This window comes from Streptomyces sp. NPDC044064, assembly GCF_056434245.1.
The window spans coordinates 181,580-195,938 of record NZ_JBWKFN010000003.1; the positions used below are offsets into that span (position 1 = coordinate 181,580).

At 68.2% G+C, this 14,359-nt stretch carries 14 protein-coding genes; 9 read left to right on the forward strand and 5 right to left on the reverse strand.

Annotation, left to right across the window (positions count from 1 at the left end; all coding sequences use genetic code 11):
- Nucleotides 1–939: an N-acetylneuraminate synthase family protein gene (locus AC07DS_RS06290; RefSeq protein ID WP_479143155.1), complete on the forward strand. Its 939-nt coding sequence runs from the start codon at nucleotides 1–3 to the stop codon at nucleotides 937–939.
- Between the two features lie 47 nt (nucleotides 940–986).
- Complete coding sequence (locus tag AC07DS_RS06295) at nucleotides 987–2,135, forward strand: hypothetical protein (RefSeq protein ID WP_479143157.1); 1,149 nt, start codon at nucleotides 987–989, stop codon at nucleotides 2,133–2,135.
- A gap of 80 nt (nucleotides 2,136–2,215) precedes the next feature.
- On the opposite strand, the gene AC07DS_RS06300 is transcribed toward AC07DS_RS06295, so the two are convergent.
- The gene (locus AC07DS_RS06300; RefSeq protein ID WP_479143159.1) at nucleotides 2,216–3,967 is read right to left on the reverse strand and encodes a multicopper oxidase family protein; all 1,752 of its coding nucleotides are present in this window, start codon (nucleotides 3,965–3,967) and stop codon (nucleotides 2,216–2,218) included.
- Between the two features lie 318 nt (nucleotides 3,968–4,285).
- On the opposite strand from AC07DS_RS06300, the gene AC07DS_RS06305 reads away from it, so the two are divergent.
- Complete coding sequence (locus tag AC07DS_RS06305) at nucleotides 4,286–4,441, forward strand: hypothetical protein (protein ID WP_479143161.1); 156 nt, start codon at nucleotides 4,286–4,288, stop codon at nucleotides 4,439–4,441.
- On the opposite strand, the gene AC07DS_RS06310 is transcribed toward AC07DS_RS06305, so the two are convergent.
- Both AC07DS_RS06310 and AC07DS_RS06315 read right to left on the reverse strand, forming a co-directional pair.
- Nucleotides 4,429–4,641: a DUF397 domain-containing protein gene (locus tag AC07DS_RS06310; RefSeq protein ID WP_479143163.1), complete on the reverse strand. Its 213-nt coding sequence runs from the start codon at nucleotides 4,639–4,641 to the stop codon at nucleotides 4,429–4,431. The two genes, AC07DS_RS06305 and AC07DS_RS06310, sit on opposite strands and share 13 nt — an antisense overlap.
- An 8-nt stretch (nucleotides 4,642–4,649) precedes the next feature.
- Complete coding sequence (locus AC07DS_RS06315; protein WP_479143164.1) at nucleotides 4,650–5,483, reverse strand: helix-turn-helix domain-containing protein; 834 nt, start codon at nucleotides 5,481–5,483, stop codon at nucleotides 4,650–4,652.
- 202 nt (nucleotides 5,484–5,685) lie between these two features.
- Between AC07DS_RS06315 and AC07DS_RS06320 the strand changes: the two genes are divergently transcribed.
- The 3 genes from AC07DS_RS06320 (at nucleotide 5,686) to AC07DS_RS06330 (ending at nucleotide 8,849) form a co-directional block, all read left to right on the forward strand.
- On the forward strand, nucleotides 5,686–6,093 hold the full coding sequence (locus AC07DS_RS06320) for an ATP-binding protein (protein WP_479143166.1): 408 nt from the start codon (nucleotides 5,686–5,688) through the stop codon (nucleotides 6,091–6,093).
- Nucleotides 6,094–6,203: 110 nt separating this feature from the next.
- Nucleotides 6,204–7,091: a glycoside hydrolase family 19 protein gene (locus tag AC07DS_RS06325; protein WP_479143168.1), complete on the forward strand. Its 888-nt coding sequence runs from the start codon at nucleotides 6,204–6,206 to the stop codon at nucleotides 7,089–7,091.
- Nucleotides 7,092–7,160: 69 nt separating this feature from the next.
- Complete coding sequence (locus AC07DS_RS06330; protein WP_479143170.1) at nucleotides 7,161–8,849, forward strand: serine/threonine-protein kinase; 1,689 nt, start codon at nucleotides 7,161–7,163, stop codon at nucleotides 8,847–8,849.
- Here the strand turns inward: AC07DS_RS06330 and AC07DS_RS06335 are convergent.
- Nucleotides 8,846–9,499 (reverse strand): class I SAM-dependent DNA methyltransferase, encoded by a 654-nt coding sequence (locus AC07DS_RS06335; RefSeq protein WP_479143172.1) that lies wholly within the window; start codon nucleotides 9,497–9,499, stop codon nucleotides 8,846–8,848. The genes AC07DS_RS06330 and AC07DS_RS06335 overlap by 4 nt on opposite strands.
- Nucleotides 9,500–9,725: 226 nt before the next feature.
- Between AC07DS_RS06335 and AC07DS_RS06340 the strand changes: the two genes are divergently transcribed.
- Both AC07DS_RS06340 and AC07DS_RS06345 read left to right on the forward strand, forming a co-directional pair.
- A complete protein-coding gene (locus AC07DS_RS06340; RefSeq protein ID WP_479143174.1) occupies nucleotides 9,726–10,949 on the forward strand; it encodes an amidohydrolase in 1,224 nt (407 codons plus the stop codon).
- Between the two features lie 237 nt (nucleotides 10,950–11,186).
- The gene (locus AC07DS_RS06345; RefSeq protein WP_479143557.1) at nucleotides 11,187–12,263 is read left to right on the forward strand and encodes a BMP family lipoprotein; all 1,077 of its coding nucleotides are present in this window, start codon (nucleotides 11,187–11,189) and stop codon (nucleotides 12,261–12,263) included.
- Nucleotides 12,264–12,418: 155 nt separating this feature from the next.
- Here the strand turns inward: AC07DS_RS06345 and AC07DS_RS06350 are convergent, their stop codons facing one another.
- Nucleotides 12,419–12,757 carry a hypothetical protein gene (locus AC07DS_RS06350; RefSeq protein WP_479143175.1) on the reverse strand — a complete coding sequence of 113 codons (339 nt, stop codon included), beginning with the start codon at nucleotides 12,755–12,757 and terminating at the stop codon, nucleotides 12,419–12,421.
- A 336-nt stretch (nucleotides 12,758–13,093) separates the two neighbouring features.
- On the opposite strand from AC07DS_RS06350, the gene AC07DS_RS06355 reads away from it, so the two are divergent.
- Nucleotides 13,094–14,140, forward strand: a complete 1,047-nt coding sequence (locus AC07DS_RS06355; protein WP_479143177.1) for a BMP family lipoprotein — start codon at nucleotides 13,094–13,096, stop codon at nucleotides 14,138–14,140.
- Nucleotides 14,141–14,359: the final 219 nt, after the last annotated feature.

Consider the following 14,359-nt stretch of genomic DNA (forward strand, 5'->3'; position numbering starts at 1 on the left):
ATGAGCACCAACTCCCGTATCCGCACCTTCGGTACGCGTGAGGCCGGCCCGGGCCGCCCCGTCTACATCTGCGGCGAGATCGGCATCAACCACAACGGTGAGCTGGAGAACGCGTTCAAGCTGATCGACGTGGCCGCCGAGGCCGGCTGTGACGCCGTGAAGTTCCAGAAGCGCACGCCGGAGATCTGCACCCCGCGCGACCAGTGGGACATCGAGCGCGACACCCCCTGGGGCCGGATGACCTACATCGACTACCGCCACCGCGTGGAGTTCGGCGAGGACGAGTACCGCCAGATCGACGAGCACTGCAAGGAGAAGGGGATCGACTGGTTCGCCTCCCCGTGGGACACCGAGGCCGTCGCCTTCCTGGAGAAGTTCGACGTCCCCGCCCACAAGGTGGCCTCCGCCTCCCTGACGGACGACGAGCTGCTCCGCGCCCTGCGCGCCACGGGCCGCACGGTCATCCTGTCCTCCGGCATGTCGACCCCGAAGCAGATCCGCCACGCGGTCGAGGTCCTGGGCAGCGACAACATCCTGCTCTGCCACGCCACCTCGACGTACCCGGCGAAGGCCGAGGAGCTCAACCTGCGGGTCATCAACACCCTGCAGGAGGAGTACCCGAACGTCCCGATCGGCTACTCCGGCCACGAGACGGGCCTGCAGACCACGCTGGCCGCCGTCGCCCTCGGCGCCACGTTCGTCGAGCGTCACATCACCCTCGACCGCGCCATGTGGGGCTCGGACCAGGCCGCCTCCGTCGAGCCGCAGGGCCTCACGCGCCTCGTCCGTGACATCCGCACCATCGAGGCCTCCCTCGGTGACGGCGTCAAGAAGGTCTACGACTCCGAGATGGGCCCGATGAAGAAGCTGCGCCGTGTCGCCGGCGTCGTCGCCGAGGCGGAGATCGCGGCCGCGGCGGGCGAGCCGGTCGCGGTCTGAGCGCCCTGATCGCCTTAACTGCCCTACGACGGGACGGTCGTACGACGATGAGCCCCCGCGCCGGTCAGGCCGGCCACCCTGCCCACACGCTCGCCTTCGTGGAGAGCCCGGTACAGCTGCTGAACGTACTGGAGTGGGCTCACCTCCACGGCCTGCGCGGTGCGCCCGAGCCGACCCGGCTGTCCGTGCCCGCACAGGCACGGCGGTCGCCGGACGGTGCCCAGGCACCCACCGACTCGGAGCTCACGGTCGTCGTCCTGTCCCCGACCGACCCCATGACCCGGGGCCAGCTCCGCCGCATGGCGGACCTGGCCCGGGACGAGGGGTACCGGGTGCGCTGGGAGGAGGCGCGGGGCGGTACGACCGCGCCCTTCCACACGATCGGCGGCCTGGCGGGTTCCCTCCGCCGGGCCGACCGCATCGTCATGGGGGACCCGTTCTCCCGCTACGTACAACTGCTGCTGACGATCACCCGGGCCGACGACCTGGTCGTGGTCGACGACGGCACGGCGACGATGGAGTTCGTCGCCCAGCTCGCCCGCGGCGAGCGCCTGGTCCGCTGGCACCGCAAGGGCGGCCGCCCCGGAGCCAGGGACCTGCTCTTCGCCCCCGTCTCCTCCTCGGCCCGCCGCCGCCTCACACCGAGCGACCGCCGCCGCGTCGAGGTCTTCTCCTCGATGCCCGTGACCGAGACCCCCGAGGGCGTCACGGTCACCGCCAACGACTTCGCCTGGACCCGCGCCCGCTTCGGGCCGCCGCGTATCACCAAGGGCGCCGACCTGGTCGGCACCTCCCTGGTGGAGACCGGCGTGGTGGACGGCGACCGCTACCTGGAGGCCGTGCAGTCCCTCGCCAGGGCCCACGGCGCCACCCGCTACTTCGCGCACCGCCGCGAGCACACCGACAAGCTGCACCGCCTGGCCACGCAGACGGGCCTGGAGATAGTCCGCCCGGACCTCCCCCTGGAACTGATCGCCCGCCGGGGCCCCATCGGCCGCACGATCCTCAGCTTTCCCTCCACGGTCGTCCACACCCTGCCCCTGGCGCTGGTGGGTACGGGTGTCCGTGTCGCGGTCTGCGACATCGATCCGAGCTGGCTGACGGAGAACGCGTCACCCCGCGCGCAGGGGTTTCTGTCGGGGGTCACGGGGACGGCGAAGGATGTGCATCGGCTGGCGGCGGTGGGGTTGGTCTAGGGGAGGGCCGGGCCACAACTTCGGTGCCGGTCCGGGCCCGTTGTGGGCTCGGACCGGCACACGCGGGTCGATCGATCCCGTCAGTGGCCGTGGCCGCCGTCATGGTCGCGACCGCTGTGGTCGCCGTGGCCGACGATCGTCCACGGGCGCATCAGATCGTCGTCCTCGTGTTCGAGAATGTGGCAGTGGTGGATGTACGTCGCCGGAAGTTCGGTACCGCTGCCCGGAATCGACGCGATCGTAGCCGTCGGCGGGGTGAATTCCTGGATGATGATTCTGGTCACCGTCTCCGGATAGGATTTGAACGTGTCCTTGCTGGACCGTACTTCGTCCGGGTCCGGCGGTACCGGCGGGCCGGTGAAATAGTTCTCCAGCACCGGCAGGTCCTTCGTTTTGCGGCCACCGTCGATCCACTTGTCGTAATCGGCCTGGTAGGCGGCCGCGTCGATCGGCTGCCTGTCCAGCACCTGGAAGTTGACGAGGTGGACGTGCATCGGGTGGGCGTCGTGGTTGGGATTGATGTACTCCCAGATCTCGGTCGAGCCCTCCTCGATGAAGTCCTGGGACGGCGCCTCGAACGGCACCGCGTTGAACGTCATGGTCCTGAACAGCTTGTGCTGGTACACGACCCATTGCCGCCGACGGGTGTGCGGTTTCGGCTTGACCGGTGCGACTGTCGGCAGCCTGAGTTCCTTGGGCGGCCTCGACCTGTCCCCGCCTCCGGACAGTGGTTTGGTGACCTGGAACTCCATGATTTCCCGGATCTCCGGCCCCTCGCCCGGCATGCCGGGGTAGTGGACCGGCGCGTGGTAGTTCACCAGTCTGACCTTCGTGCCCATGCGCACCTGGCTGAAGTCGATGATCAGGTCGTACCGCTCGGCCGGTGAGATCAGGAAGTTCAGCATCTGCAACGGGGCGCGGAAACCGCTGTCGGTGCCGATCAGCCAGAACGGCAGTTGGGCCTCAGGCACTGCGTTCCTGGGCTGAGTCTCGAACCTCAGCCGCCAGAAACGCTCGTTCGAAGCGTTGAGAAGGCGTAGCCGGTAGCGTCGCGGCTCGACGGTCAGGAAGGGGTACGCCTTCCCGTTCACGACCGGGGTGTCCTCGCCCTCCCTCAGGGTCATGGAGTAGGCGAGCGAGCCGTCCGGGTGGAAGGTCCGGTCCTGCAGGATGAGCGGGACCTCGAATTCACCTCGCGGCAGCCCGAGCCGCTCGTCGGCGGGGTCACCGACGCGCCAGAGACCGGCCAGGCCCGCGTAGACGTTGAGGCTGGTCATCCCCATGCCGTGATCGTGGTACCAGAGCATGCACGAACGGTCGTGGTTGGTGTAGGCGTAGATCGCTTCGTTGGGTTCGACCCGGCCCGGCTCCAAGGTGGTGTAGGACTCGGCGTGGATGCCGTCCGGACTGAAGGACTGCAGCGGCATGCCGTCGGACTGCGGCGCTGTGAAACCGCCGTGCTGGTGTACGACGTTCCACACATTGACATTCGGGGGAAACGGCACCATGGACTTGTAGGGAGGCGGAGGGGTCGGGGTCAGCTCGTCGCACCCGCTGCGAATGGCGTCGATCACGAACTGGAACAGGTGGGTGGTCGGCAGTTCGTTGCGGTATTTGACGACCGTCGGGCGGTCCGTGGTCACGCTGATGGTCGGCCCGAGATAGCCCATGCCGGTCGGCTTGTGCGGATCGTGCGGGTTATTGGCCCAGTAACCCCACACGGTTGCCGGCCCGAGATCCCGGTGGAAGCGCCACGAGTCCTGTCGCATCGTGATCTCGTAGTAGTCGGCACCCGGATAGGCGGAAGGATCCGGGACGGCTGTCAACGGCATGGGAAGCGGGTCGACATACTTCTTCAGATGAGGGGTGTGGGGGACCGGGCCGCCCGGACACGTTGCTGCATACGCCCGCGCTCCCAGAACACCCTGTGGAAGCACGGCCGCACCCCCCATGGCGCCGGCCATGAGGAATTTCCTTCGCTCAAAAGCCATCTTCTCCAGCCTTCCATCGCCTCAGGTGACGTTCCAGACAGAGATACAGGCCTGGTTTGGAGCGTGCTGCGGTGCGCCGGTCCGGTCTGCCGAAGAGCACCCGATCAGCCCTTTCAGCGCTGCCGCTCCGGCGTGGAAAGAGCAGGGATCATTGCCCGCATGTGGAACGCGCTCGGGGACGCGCCGCAGACGTTCGCCGTTCTACAACGGGTCGAGCGGGAGGCGCCCCAGGAGGTCCGCCGGCCCGCGCTGCGGGAGTTCGCGGCGTGCACCGGCGCTCCGGCCGGCTGGGCGGTCCTCGTTCAGGGGGTCTGAGTGCGGACTTCGGAGCCGTCTTGGCCGCCCTCTTTCAGGGCCTCGACGAAGGGGGCGAAGGCTCCGGCCGGGAAGGTGAGGGCGCCGACGGCCGGGGCCTTGGAGTCGCGGACGGCTATGTGGGTGGGGGAGTTTGCGATCTCCACGCACTCGTTGCCGTCGCCCTCGCCCGAGTAGGAAGACTTCCGCCAGTTGTCCATGGGATGCCTCACAGCTCTTTCGCCAGCTGGTGGATGAAGTCACGGGATTCGTCAGGTTCGAGTGATGCCGCCTCCACCATACGGAAGCGTGTTCGGTAAATGTCGAGCTGTGCCTCAGCCTCGATGAGGACTGAGCCGTGAGGCGCGTCCCGCATCACCGTGTCCAGCTTGGGCAGAGGGCCACCGGCGTATGTCATCGCGCTCGAGGCGGCGAAGCCGTCCAGGTCAAAGGGAATGACGCGCAAGGTGACATGGTCCGCTTCGGAGAGCTCGAGGAGCCAGGCGAGCTGGGCCTTCGAAGTGGCACGGTCGTTGACCCTGATGCGCAGGGCCGACTCGTGGATCAGTGCTTCGTACGGAGTGCTGATCCTCTGGCGCGCCTTTCGGTGCCTGATGCGCAACTCAAGCTCTTCATCGGTGAGTTTGGGCAGTCTGGACGAGAAGACGGCGCGTGCGTAGTCCTCCGTCTGCATCAGGCCTGGCACATACAGGATGGCCACGTGGTGCAGGAACCGGGCGTGGTGCTCCAGCTCGGACAGGTCCAGGAAAGACTTGGGCAGCAGGCCCCGGTACTCCTCCCACCAGCCGCGTGTCCGATCGGTAGCCATCGCCACCAAGGCGTCGATGAACTCCTCGTCCGTACAGGCGTAGTGGGAAGCGAGGCAGCGCAGTCGCTGTTCGCTCACTCCCGCTAGTGCGGACTCGATGTGGGTGATCTGGGCGGGGCCCACGCCCAGCAGCGCGGCTGCCTGTCGGGAGTTGAGGTCCGCTGCCTCGCGGAGTCTGCGCAGTTCGGTTGCCAGTCGCATCTGGCGTGCCGTCGGTTCGCGCCTCTTCACCATCGACCGGTCCTCCTAACACGCCCCTGGGCGCGACTCGTTCGGCGTCAGATTACGGGATCGGCTTGCTGCGTCCCTAGATTTAGACCTACCGTCAGTGATGCGACGTACACACAGCGGAAGTGCACCGCTCTGCCATGCCATGGCGGTCGCGGCAATGCCACCGCGCGTGAAATCCCCTCCATCTGACCGGAGTTGATGACGCATGCCCGAAACCTGGGACTACACCCTCTACATCCCCAACGACCTCAGAGCCGTGACCGTCTGCCGCCGCACCCTGCGCCTGGTCCTGACGATGCACGGCCTGATCGGGATGGTGGACACGGCCGAACTCCTCGCGACGGAGCTGGTCTCCAACGCTGTACGCCACACGAAGGGGCCGGCCGCGCTGAGGGTCCGCCGCACCCCGGAGGGTGTGGTGTGGATCGGGGCGTGGGACACCGACCCCGCGCCGCCGGAGCCGCCGCAACCGTTGGACCAGGTCCCCGAACCGGAGGAGGCGGGGCGGGGTCTGGCGCTGGTCCGGGCCTGCGCGGACTACTGGGGCTGGCAACCGTCGGCCAGGTTCGGGAACCGGGGCAAGTTCGTGTGGTGCGAGCTGGGGGTGGCCTGATCCGTGCCAACGTTGTCAGATTTGATTGGTCTAGACCTTGACTGGTACATACCAACGCGGTTGAGTGTGGCTTCAGCCCCCCACCCCTGCTCCGCAAAGGAGTTGACCCCGTGTCGAAGCGCCGCCTCTCCGCATTCCTGGCCGCGATCGCGATAGGAACCGCCACGCCGGTGCTGTTGCCGGCCGCGGGAGCTTCCGCCGCGGCCTGTTCCAGCTACCCGAGCTGGACGGCCGGCAAGTCCTACGTCACCGGTGACATCGTCCGGTACACCGACGGCAAGGCCTACATCGCAGAGCACGACAACCCGGGCTACGACCCCACCATCAGCACCTGGTACTGGGACCCCTACGCCTGCGACGGCGGCACCAACCCCTCGGGCAACTTCGTCGTGAGCGAAGCGCAGTTCAACCAGATGTTCCCGAACCGGAACTCGTTCTACACGTACAGCGGGCTGACCGCGGCCCTCAGCGCCTACCCCGGCTTCGCGAAGACCGGCAGCGACACCGTGAAGAAGCAGGAGGCGGCCGCCTTCCTCGCCAACGTCAGCCACGAGACCGGCGGGCTGGTCTATGTGGTGGAACAGAACACCGCCAACTACCCGCACTACTGCGACTGGAGCCAGCCCTACGGCTGCCCGGCCGGTCAGGCCGCCTACTACGGCCGCGGTCCCATCCAGCTCAGCTGGAACTTCAACTACAAGGCGGCGGGCGACGCCCTCGGCATCGACCTGCTCCACAACCCGAACCTCGTTCAGACCGACGCCTCCGTCGCCTGGAAGACGGGGCTCTGGTACTGGAACACGCAGACCGGACCCGGCACGATGACGCCCCACAACGCGATGGTCAACAGTGCCGGATTCGGCCAGACCATCCGCAGCATCAACGGCTCCCTGGAGTGCGACGGCAGGAATCCCGCGCAGGTGCAGAGCCGCGTGGACGCCTACCAGCGGTTCGTGCAGATCCTGGGTACCTCGGCGGGCGGTAACCTCTACTGCTGATCGAGGGGTTGATCACGCCCCACGTTAAGATCCCTGCGCCGCACACGAGTTGCATGACACGGGGGATCGATGAACGGCGCAGGCGTGCCCCAAGGAGCCCTTCAGGCGCTCACCGAGGACGATCCGCAGCAGATCGCCGGTTATCGGTTGGCCGCCCGGCTCGGGGCCGGCGGCATGGGCAAGGTGTATCTGTCCCACACGCCGGGCGGGCGTCCGGTCGCGATCAAGGTGATCCGGCCGGAGTTCGCCGAGGATCCGGAGTTCCGGCGGCGGTTCGCGCAGGAGGTGCGGGCGGCCGAGCAGGTGCAGGGGCTGTACACGGCTCCGGTGATCGACAGCGACACCGACGGCCCGCAGCCCTGGCTGGCGACCGCCTACGTCTCCGGGCCCACGCTCGCCGCGGCGGTCGCCGAGCACGGGCCGTTGCCCGCCGCCACGGTCCTGCTGCTCACCGCGGGTGTGGCCGAGGCCCTCCAGGTGGTGCACGGCGCGGGCATCGTGCACCGCGATCTGAAGCCGTCCAACGTGCTGCTGGCCGCCGACGGCCCACGAGTGATCGACTTCGGCATCGCCCGCGCCGCCGACTCCACCGCGCTGACCGGCAGCGGGGTCACGGTCGGCACGCCGTCCTACATGTCGCCGGAGCAGGCCGCGGGGCGGGCCGTGGGGCCGCGGTCCGACGTGTTCGCCCTCGGCCAGGTCACCGCCTTCGCCGCTCTGGGCAGGTCCGCCCACGGGGACGGGGCGTCCCATGCCGTGCTCTACCGGATCGTGCACGAGGAGGCGGACCTCACCGGACTGCCCGCGGAGCTGACCGAACTCGTACGCCGGTGCCTGGCGAAGGACCCGGAGTCGCGCCCGTCGCTGAGCGAGGTCCTCGCGCTGTGCAACGCCGCCTCCGGCGCCACGCAGCTGCGCCGGCCCGAGGGCTGGCTGCCGGGCGCGGTGACCACGGCCATCGCCGACCGTTACGCCGCACCCCTGCCCGCGGTCGTGCCGCCCCAGCAGCCTCCGGCGCCCGCAGCGGTGCCGGCGCCGCCGCAGTACCGGCCGACGGCCGTGTCCTCCTCGCCCGCCCCGCAGGCGTCGCTGCCCCAGCAGCCGCCCGTCGCTCACCAGCAGCCTCCGGCGGCCCCCGCGTACCCCCTCTACACGCCGACGCAGACCGCCCAGCCCGTTCAGCCCCGTCCCGCCCCGCGCCGCAAGACCGGGGTCGTCCTCGGCTGTGTCGCGGGAGCCGTCGTGCTCACCGCCGCCGCCGTCGGCTACCTCGGCAACCTCGACCACGGCTCCACCGGCAGTGACGGCGGGAAGCGGGCCGGCGCCTCCGGCGGTCAGGCCACAGGTGGCGCGAGCAGTGCGCCCGAGCCCACCGTCCACAAGAACCTCAGCCTGGCGGACGGCTACTACATCAAGCTCAGCGACCAGCCCTTGGTGCCGCACAAGGACAGCCACGACGACCTGTACCTGATCTGCACCAGCAACTCCTGCACCTTCGGGTCCTACAACGACAAGCTCGTGCTGCTCGACCAGGGCGAGAAGGGCTCGCTCGACGCCTGCAGGCGGGACACCCGGTACCTGCCCCAGGAGGTCTCCCTGGAGCGTTTCTCCCGGGGCAGGAAGCTGTGCGTGACCACCGACGGCGGCATCGTCGCCCTCGTGACGTTCCAGGGCCAGTCGCCCAGCAGCAGCGCCAGCCGCTACGTCACCCTGGACGTCACGATCTGGCGCGACGCGGTGCCGGCGACGGACGGCTAGGGCTTCCGGGCCAGCAGGAACGCCCTCGGGCGGGTCTCCTCCCCGTCCGGTTCCCGGACCACCGTGGCCACCAGCTCCAGGCCCGCCCCCGTGAGCAGCGCCGTGACCTGCTCCGGGGTGCGCCAGTGGTAGTCCAGGTCGATCCGATGGCCGAAGCGTTCCGCCAGATGGAGGTGGCCGGATTCCGTGCCGGACTGGAAGGCGAGCAGCACCGGGCCGCCGGGGGTCAGGGTGCGGTGGAACTCGGCGAAGGCGGCCGGGAGGTGATCGTCGGGGACGTGGATGGTGGAGTAGAGGGCGAGGATGCCGCCCAGGGTGGCGTCGGGGAGGTCCAGGGATGTCATCGAGCCCACGTGGAAGCGCAGTTGGGGGTGTGCCTCGCGGGCCAGGCTCACCATGGCGGGGGAGATGTCCACGCCGAACGCGGGGACGCCCAGGCCGTGCAGGCGGGCGGTGACATGGCCGGGGCCGCTGCCGAGGTCGGCCACGGGGGCCGGGCCGTTCGCCGTGACCAGCTCGGCGAAGGCGCTGACCAGCTGCCGGTCCAGGGGGTGGAACAGGCCGTCCGGGAATCGGGACGCGTAGTCCTTGGCGATCGCGTCGTAGGAGGAGCGGGTGGTCTGCAGGAAATCCGCGGTCGAGTCGCTCACGACCGCGGAGCCTACTGGCCCGGGCCTGGTCCGGTCCGTGGACTTGCAGAGCGGGAGTATGGGTGGGCGTGGTATCCGTGGAAGGAGAAAAGAGAGGTTTTACCCATCAGAGTCCGCCGTCATGCGTCCCCCGGTCAGATTTTCTTCACCTAACGGGCTGAAGTTTTGTTGATCGAGGGTCAGTTGACCGGTCGGGCGTCCTACCCTTCAGAGGGTGAACCAATTGATGTCCCTAGAGTCCGAGACCAGTCTCCCCGGGGATGTTCTCCCCGGTGCGCTCAGCGAGTCCCTGCATGCCGAACTCGTGGCCTTCCGGCGCGACTTGCATATGCACCCGGAGCTGGGCAACCAGGAGTTCCGTACGACCGCCGCGATCAAGGAGCGGCTGGAGCAGGCCGGGCTGCGCCCCCGCGTGCTCGCCACCGGAACCGGGCTCATCTGTGACATCGGGCTCACGGAGGGACAGCGGCCCACCATCCCACTGATCGCCCTGCGGGCCGACATCGACGCCCTGCCCATCCCGGACACCAAGACCGACTGCCCGTACCGGTCCACGGTGCCCGACCGGGCCCACGCCTGCGGCCATGACGTGCACACCTCCGTCGTGCTCGGCGCCGGGCTCGTCCTCGCCGACCTGCATGAGAAGGGGCTGCTGACCCGCCCGGTCCGGCTGCTCTTCCAGCCCGCCGAGGAGGTCATGCCCGGCGGTGCCCTCGGTGCCATCGGGGACGGGGCGCTCGACGATGTCGGCCGGATCCTCGCCGTGCACTGCGACCCCAAGGTCGACGTCGGCCGGGTCGGGCTGCGGCACGGGCCCATCACCAGCGCCTGCGACCGGCTGGAGATCGCCCTGGACGGGCCCGGCGGCCACACCGCCCGTCCGCATCTGACCACCGACCTGGTCACCGCCGCCGCCCGGGTCGCCGTCGACGTGCCCGCGCTGATCGCCCGGCGCGTCGACACCCGCAGCGGTCTCGCCCTGACCTGGGGCCGGATCGAGTCGGGCCATGCCCCGAACGTGATCCCGCAGCACGCCGAGCTGTCCGGCACCGTCCGCTGCCTGGACCTGGAGGCCTGGCGCGAGGCGCCCGACATCGTGCACGCGGCCATCGACGAGGTCGCCACCCTGCACCGCGCCAAGTCGGAGATCACCTATGTGCGGGGCGTGCCGCCGGTCGTCAACGACCGGGAGTCCACCGAACTGCTGCGCAGATCCATGGTCGCCCGGCGCGGTCTGAAGTCCGTCGAGAGCACCCAGCAGAGCCTCGGCGGCGAGGACTTCTCCTGGTACCTGGAGCACGTGCCCGGCGCCCTGGCCCGCCTCGGCGTCCGCACCCCCGGCGACCGCACGTCCCGTGACCTGCACCAGGGCGACTTCGACGCCGACGAGCGCGCCATCACGGTCGGCGTGGAGCTGTTCACGGCCGCCGTACAGCTCGACGACCAGTAGGCCGCCCGGAGGGGGAGGCACCCGTTCGGTGCCTCTTCGTCCCCTTGTGCCACGCCGGCGTAACCGGCGGCGCACGGCTGTAACCCGGAGTCGGCACGAATCGATAACGGCCGCGAGAAACCCCGTTCCCCTCCCCTTCTACGCGCGTTACTGTGCGCCGAATCGCCACCACTGGCGGCATATTGGGGACAGCGGCCCGTGACGGCGCCGTGGGGATGAAGGGTGCTTGCTGTGCGTATGGTCTCTCGGAACATCTCCCGGAGAACGAGGTTCTCCCAGGCAGCGGTGGCCGTCGCGGTCGTCGCCCTCGCGGCCGCCGGCTGCGGAAAGTCCAGCACTGATTCCACCGGCACGTCGTCGAAGGACGGCAAGTACACGGGCAAGGGCATCGGCCTGGCGTACGACGTCGGTGGCAAGGGTGACCAGTCCTTCAACGACGCCGCCTACGCGGGCTTCGAGAAGGCCGAGAAGGACTTCGGCATCGGCGGCCGGGATGTCGAGCCGACGGACAACGAGTCGGACGCGGACAAGGTGCAGCGCCTGGAGACCCTGGCGAAGGCCGGTTACAACCCGGTCATCGGTGTCGGCTTCGCCTACGCGGGCGCCGTGCAGGAGGCCGCACAGAAGTTCCCGAAGGTCACCTTCGGCATCATCGACGACAACAAGACCCAGGCGAAGAACGTCGCCGACATGGTCTTCCACGAGGAGCAGTCCTCCTACCTCGCCGGTGTCGCGGCCGCCAAGGCGACCAAGAAGAACCACATCGGCTTCATCGGCGGCGTCGACGTCCCGCTGATCCACAAGTTCGAGGCGGGCTACGAGCAGGGCGCCAAGTCCGTCAACCCGAAGATCAAGGTCGAGTCGCAGTACCTGACGCAGACCGCCCAGGAGGGTGGCTTCGCCAGCCCGGACAAGGGCGAGAACGCTGCCAACGGCCAGATCGACGCGGGTGCCGACGTGATTTACGCGGCCGCCGGTCTCTCCGGCCAGGGCGTGATCAAGTCCGCCGCCGAGCACAAGGTCTGGGCCATCGGCGTCGACTCCGACCAGTACAACCAGGCTGCGCTCGCCAAGTACAAGGACTACATCCTCGGCTCTGCCCTGAAGAACGTCGGTGGTGCGGTGTACGGCCTTGCCAAGTCGGTCCACGACGGCAAGCCGTTGAGCGGCGACGTGCGCGGTGACCTGAAGTCCGGCGGGGTGGGCTTCGCCGACTCCAACCCGAAGTACCAGGCCATGAAGGACGTCGTCGCTGCGGTCGCCAAGGCGAAGCAGGACATCGTCGACGGCAAGATCACCGTCAACACGAAGTAAGTCGGCACTTGCCGCAGGCATGAAGAAGGAGCCCCGACCGTTCGGTACGGGGCTCCTTCCGTGCTTCAGCCTGCAGTGAGTGCGCCGGGGGCGGTCTCGCGGCGGCGCTGTGCTGCTACGAGCGACTCCATCGCCTCACCATGCAGGGCGCGGTTCTAGTCGAACGGGTCCGTCTCGACGCTGATCTTGTACACGCCGACACCCGAGGCCCTCGGGTTGGTGGTGCAGACGGCCTTCGAGGTCTCACCGTTGCGGGTGTTGGCCCAGTTGCCGTTGACGTTGAACGTGTGGCCGCTGGGGCCGACGCAGACGACCTTCACCCGGTGGGTGTCGAAGCGGGTGCCGCCCCCGGTGCACTTGGCGTAGCCGGTCGACCCGTCGTGGGAGATCCAGGTGTGACAGTCGGCCGAGGCCAGTGCGGGTGTGGCGACACCGATGACGGTGGCCGACACGGCGACGCCGACACTGGCTGCCGCAGCGGCGATCCTGGTCATTTTCATGTTGTTCCCCGTAGATCAATGAGGTGCCGCAGGTTGGTCAGGACCTGCGGAGATGCGCATTGCGATCAAGGATTCTCCCGGTGCCGGCCAGTCGGAAGATCCTCCCCAGGGGTGATCTTGAGGAACAGCCCATCTGATAGGCCCATGTCAAACCAGGTGGGGTAGAGGCTGTTTGTCCACGTGGCCCAGCCGTTGCGGTGACGGACCACCGAGGTTCAAAACGGTCGTATAACGCTCTGGCAAGTTGGGGTTCTCTCGTTTGTCTACGCGCGTTACGCTGCGGCGGAACCAGCGCCTGGTTTGGGCGCTTGCACAAAGGAGTCAAGTTCCATGCGCCGGGTGTCTCGTATCACGATTGCAGGCGTTGCGACCGCAGCGCTGGCCGTCACCGTCTCTGCCTGTGGCAGCTCGTCCACCTCCTCCTCCACCGAGGGCAAGTCCAAGGGCATCGGCCTGGCGTACGACGTCGGTGGCAAGGGTGACCAGTCCTTCAACGACGCCGCCTACGCGGGCTTCGAGAAGGCCCAGAAGGACTTCGGTGTCAGCGGCCGGGACGTGGAGCCGACGGACAACGAGTCGGACGCGGACAAGGTGCAGCGCCTGGAGACCCTGGCGAAGGCGGGCTACAACCCGGTCATCGGTGTCGGCTTCGCCTACGCGGGCGCCGTGCAGGAGGCCGCGCAGAAGTTCCCGAAGGTCACCTTCGGCATCGTCGACGACAACAAGACCCAGGCGAAGAACGTCGCCGACATGGTCTTCCACGAGGAGCAGTCCTCCTACCTCGCCGGTGTCGCGGCCGCCAAGGCGACCAAGAAGAACCACATCGGCTTCATCGGCGGCGTCGACGTCCCGCTGATCCACAAGTTCGAGGCGGGTTACGAGCAGGGCGCCAAGTCCGTCAACCCGAAGATCAAGGTCGAGTCGCAGTACCTGACGCAGACCGCCCAGGAGGGTGGCTTCGCCAGCCCGGACAAGGGCGAGAACGCTGCCAACGGCCAGATCGACGCGGGTGCCGACGTCCTCTTCGCCGCCGCCGGTCTCTCCGGCCAGGGCGTGATCAAGTCCGCCGCCGAGCACAAGGTCTGGGCCATCGGCGTCGACTCCGACCAGTACAAGCAGGCTGCGCTGGCCAAGTACAAGGACTACATCCTGACCTCGGCCATGAAGAACGTCGAGGGCGCGGTCTACGGCCTTGCCAAGTCCGTCATCAAGGACAAGAAGCCGCTGTCGGGTGACATCCGCGGCTCGCTGGACAACGGCGGTGTCGGCCTGGCCGACTCCAACCCGACCTTCAAGAACAACGCCGCCATGCAGGCCGCGATCAAGAAGGCCGAAAAGGGCATCAAGGCCGGCACCATCACGGTGAAGACCTCCTGACGATCCAGTCGGAGGCCTTGGCCAACAGAACGCTGTAATGGCAGCGTTACGGCCACGGAACGGGGTGCGGAGAGGATGACCTGCCCGCACCCCGTTCGCGCGGCAGAATGCTCGGAACGGATCGGATTTTTGCTCGAGGAGAAGTTCTCGATCAAGGTCGGTCAGATCCGGGCACTATTTAAAGCAGGGGCGCTACGCGCGTAGAGCGGCCCCTTTCCC

Coding starts and splice junctions, on each gene's coding strand:
- AC07DS_RS06290 (WP_479143155.1), top strand. CDS start 1: ATGAGCACCAACTCCCGTATCCGCACCTTCGGTACGCGTGAGGCCGGC.
- AC07DS_RS06295 (WP_479143157.1), top strand. CDS start 987: ATGAGCCCCCGCGCCGGTCAGGCCGGCCACCCTGCCCACACGCTCGCC.
- AC07DS_RS06300 (WP_479143159.1), bottom strand. CDS start 3,967: ATGCCGTTGACAGCCGTCCCGGATCCTTCCGCCTATCCGGGTGCCGAC.
- AC07DS_RS06305 (WP_479143161.1), top strand. CDS start 4,286: ATGTGGAACGCGCTCGGGGACGCGCCGCAGACGTTCGCCGTTCTACAA.
- AC07DS_RS06310 (WP_479143163.1), bottom strand. CDS start 4,641: ATGGACAACTGGCGGAAGTCTTCCTACTCGGGCGAGGGCGACGGCAAC.
- AC07DS_RS06315 (WP_479143164.1), bottom strand. CDS start 5,483: ATGGTGAAGAGGCGCGAACCGACGGCACGCCAGATGCGACTGGCAACC.
- AC07DS_RS06320 (WP_479143166.1), top strand. CDS start 5,686: ATGCCCGAAACCTGGGACTACACCCTCTACATCCCCAACGACCTCAGA.
- AC07DS_RS06330 (WP_479143170.1), top strand. CDS start 7,161: ATGAACGGCGCAGGCGTGCCCCAAGGAGCCCTTCAGGCGCTCACCGAG.
- AC07DS_RS06340 (WP_479143174.1), top strand. CDS start 9,726: ATGTCCCTAGAGTCCGAGACCAGTCTCCCCGGGGATGTTCTCCCCGGT.
- AC07DS_RS06345 (WP_479143557.1), top strand. CDS start 11,187: ATGGTCTCTCGGAACATCTCCCGGAGAACGAGGTTCTCCCAGGCAGCG.
- AC07DS_RS06350 (WP_479143175.1), bottom strand. CDS start 12,757: ATGACCAGGATCGCCGCTGCGGCAGCCAGTGTCGGCGTCGCCGTGTCG.
- AC07DS_RS06355 (WP_479143177.1), top strand. CDS start 13,094: ATGCGCCGGGTGTCTCGTATCACGATTGCAGGCGTTGCGACCGCAGCG.